5 protein-coding genes are annotated in these 3360 nt (G+C 29.1%); 1 reads left to right on the top strand and 4 read right to left on the bottom strand.

Annotated features, from left to right (window positions below):
* The 4 genes from IDG60_RS09260 to IDG60_RS09245 all read right to left on the bottom strand — a co-directional run.
* Positions 1 to 577: YSIRK-type signal peptide-containing protein (locus IDG60_RS09260; protein ID WP_206160640.1), on the bottom strand; the 577-nt coding region annotated here is incomplete at its 3' end.
* A gap of 262 nt (positions 578 to 839) precedes the next feature.
* Positions 840 to 1370: a GNAT family N-acetyltransferase gene (locus tag IDG60_RS09255; RefSeq protein WP_001167158.1), complete on the bottom strand. Its 531-nt coding sequence runs from the start codon at positions 1368 to 1370 to the stop codon at positions 840 to 842.
* A 138-nt stretch (positions 1371 to 1508) separates the two neighbouring features.
* Entirely contained in the window at positions 1509 to 2030 is a 522-nt protein-coding gene (locus IDG60_RS09250; protein ID WP_206160639.1) for a hypothetical protein, read from the bottom strand.
* Between the two features lie 7 nt (positions 2031 to 2037).
* The gene (locus IDG60_RS09245) at positions 2038 to 2193 is read right to left on the bottom strand and encodes a hypothetical protein (protein WP_001790158.1); all 156 of its coding nucleotides are present in this window, start codon (positions 2191 to 2193) and stop codon (positions 2038 to 2040) included.
* Between the two features lie 434 nt (positions 2194 to 2627).
* Here IDG60_RS09245 and IDG60_RS09240 point away from each other — a divergent pair, with 434 nt between their 5' ends.
* Positions 2628 to 3356: a DUF5067 domain-containing protein gene (locus tag IDG60_RS09240; RefSeq protein WP_000757397.1), complete on the top strand. Its 729-nt coding sequence runs from the start codon at positions 2628 to 2630 to the stop codon at positions 3354 to 3356.
* Positions 3357 to 3360 lie beyond the last annotated feature (4 nt).

The following is a 3360-nucleotide window of genomic DNA, read 5'->3' as shown; positions in this document are numbered from 1 at the left end:
TCTGTGGAGCTGATTCATTGTTTGAAGGTGTTGCTTCAGTTGAAGTATCTTGCGTTGTTGAAACATTTTCCGCATTTGTAGAATTTTGAGGTGAATTTACAGATGATACTGTATTAGTATCATTAGAAGTCGTTTCATTACTTGTTTGATTCACTAATTCCTCCGCATTTGTATTGCTTGATTGAGTTGTTGCCGGTGTATTAGCTTGATTCGTTGTCGTAGTAGTAGCTTCACCAGTTACCGGCGTTTCTTCCGTAGTTGCATTTGTTGATGATGATTGTGTCGTTTCCTGTTGTGCTGGATTTTGCGCCACACTCGTTTCGCCATTATTAGTGTTTGACGATGTTTTAGTATCACTCACGTTTGTGTCGTCTGTTTTAGGTGCAGCACTAACGCTACTTGAATCATTACTTTTGCTTTCGTTACTTGCGCTATCAGATTGCGTAACACTATTTTCACTTGCATCTGCTTCTTTACTGCTGAGTAGTCCAAAACCGATTAACGTACCTACAAGCACTGAAGCCACGCCAATCGATTTTTTCCGAATTGCGTGTTTTTCTTTTTTCTTCATATTCATTTTATTCCCTCTTTTTAAAAAGTCATTTTATATTAACTATATACCCTTTAAAGATATATTTAATCTCTGTTAATGGAATTATACACTAAAATTGCATTATAGCAATTAATTTGTATCGATATTTTATTATCCACAATAATACTTTACTAACAAACATTTTATTTATTGCTATTTTAAAAATTGCAAACGACAATGCACGATTTCATTGCAAACATTTTTTATTATTAATATGAACTCTACCTAATGTAATCCTAGCTTGAAATCATATTTTTTCAAAAGCAGATGTGTAATTTATGGTACCTGTTTTTCCCGCTAAACTGTTCACTTTTAATTCTTTAATTAAAAACGCTTCGTCTGGTATACCATCATATGGTGGATAAATGTCGTACATACTTGCGCGTTGATATCCTAGATTGGCATAATACGTCGGCCATCCTAATACACTGATAAAATTATATCCTTTTAATATTGCTTCTCGTTCTAATGCTTGAATCAATCGCTTCCCAATACCTTTATTTTGATGATGAATATCAACAGATACAGGTGCTAACACTAATCCAATTTCCCGTTGTGCTCCGTTATCAAGATAAACTTCACTTAGTAAACCGTGACCTACAACTTCGTTTTGAAGAACAGCTACTATTTCTAAGTTATTGTCATACGTATCACTTAGACGAATTTGGTCTACTAGCTCTGATTCATTACCATAACCATGTTCACTATTTTCAAATGCCGTTCTAATTAACTGGTCAACTTGAGCAAAGTCATGTTGATGTATTTGTCTAATTTGCATCTTTGCCCCTCCTTTTAGTTCTATCTTATAGAAAAATGCATTACAACATAAAGTAATATTTTATAGTAATGACGCCATTATTTCATTAAAATTGAATGATATTTTTCGCAATAAACAACTACCCTCTTAAATCAATTTTTAGATAAACTGCAAATCATAAATTTCTTTATTATTATAAGTATTAAAACAGTCGATTTGACCTTTTAATATAACTTCCTGTTGTTTGCGACTTACATTATGATAATAAGTCATACGTACATTCAAATCAGCTTCATAACCATTGTTCTCAATCGTTCTTTCTAATTCTTCGTACACATTTTTATTAATTGGTAACATGTACCCTTCTTTACTAGGTAAAATATTCACGTATTTTTTCTGAATGACTTTATCATTACCCAATAAAACCTCTATTGCAATTTTTTTAGCAGCACCGCCACCTAAATTATATAGTTTAATATAATCTTTATGATGATGCTCTTCTGTTGCCGAATTCATTATATTAAGTTGATCCTTCTCCCTTTCTAATAAAATTTGGTTAAAACCTAAAGCTGGCAGAAAGCTAATTTTCATTTGATAAAGTTGAACTGAAACTGATACAAAATAAAATAAAGCCATAATAAATGTTCCAATAGATCCTATAGCTGAAATAATATTAATCATTAAGATATCAACCTTCCCATAAGAAATTTATATGATTAATTTCAAACTGAAAAAGCATTTTACTTAATCGTTTATATCCAAAAACAATCATTTTAAACGTTATATTCGACTGCTCATATAAAAAGTTTTGCTTTATAGCCTTAAGTAATTTTTTAACCATCAAGTACGATTATTATTACGGCAATCTATTTGCATTGACTAAAAAATACAATAACGCTTTTAAGAGCTCCCATCTTTGACCAGTATTTTCCAAATTAATAACACATCTTCTTCAATACATATTCATCTCATACAAATAAGTTGATTTTTTTATTTTTACAAACGTAATTTCTTAACAAATCAAAATTTTACATTTAAATCTTTCGATATATTACAAGTTTTTTAAAAAAGTAATATATTTCTATCAATAAAAGTAATATAATATTAGTAATTATAGTTTCATTAATTTATTGCAACAATACATAGGATCATTATTACAAGAATTATTTAATATCATCTTAGAATCTCACAAAATATCAACTTTGTTTAATTACTCAAAATGATAAGTCATTTAGAGTTTTTAAAATAAATTTTTGCGAAATAAAGGAGACATGTTAAATGAAAAAAGTAATGGGGATATTATTAGCAAGTACACTTATCTTAGGTGCTTGTGGACATCATCAAGATAGTGCAAAAAAAGAGAGCGCTAGTCACAAAAAGAAAGAAAATGACAATGAAGAATTAAATGAAGAACTTAAAGAATTTAAAAGCAAAAAAAATATGGATATAAAAATTAAAGGCGATACTATTGTTAGTGACAAATTTGAAGCTAAAATAAAAGAACCGTTTATCATCAATGAAAAAGATGAGAAAAAGAAATATATCGCTTTTAAAATGGAAATTACTGCTAAAAAAGACGATAAAGACTTAAATCCATCTTCTATTTCTCATGACTATATTAATATCACTCAAGATGATAAAAATACAGTAAATAAATTAAGAGATGGTTATCTTTTAAGTGATAAAAAATATAAAGATTGGACAGAACATAACCAAGATCAAATTAAAAAAGGCAAAACTGCACAAGCCATGTTTATCTATGAGTTAAGAGGTGATGGAAATATTAATTTAAATGTCCATAAATACTCAGAAGATAAAACAGTTGATTCTAAATCATTCAAATTTAGTAAACTTAAAACCGAAGATTTTTCTCATAGAGCGGAAACAAGAGAAGAAGTAGAAAAGAAAGAAAAAGAATTTGAAGAAGAGTACAAAAAAGAACAAGAACGAGAGAAAGAAAAAGAAAAGCAAAAAGATGACGACCACAGTAGTTTAGATGAAGTATAAATTT

This window comes from Staphylococcus sp. EG-SA-2 (assembly GCF_017152085.1).
Note: the sequence above shows the minus strand (reverse complement) of the source record. Positions and strands in the feature narration are given on the sequence as shown.

Excerpts from the sequence above, each read along its gene's own strand:
- IDG60_RS09250 (WP_206160639.1), bottom strand. The coding sequence starts at position 2,030 with ATGATTAATATTATTTCAGCTATAGGATCTATTGGAACATTTATTATG.
- IDG60_RS09255 (WP_001167158.1), bottom strand. The coding sequence starts at position 1,370 with ATGCAAATTAGACAAATACATCAACATGACTTTGCTCAAGTTGACCAG.
- IDG60_RS09240 (WP_000757397.1), top strand. The coding sequence starts at position 2,628 with ATGAAAAAAGTAATGGGGATATTATTAGCAAGTACACTTATCTTAGGT.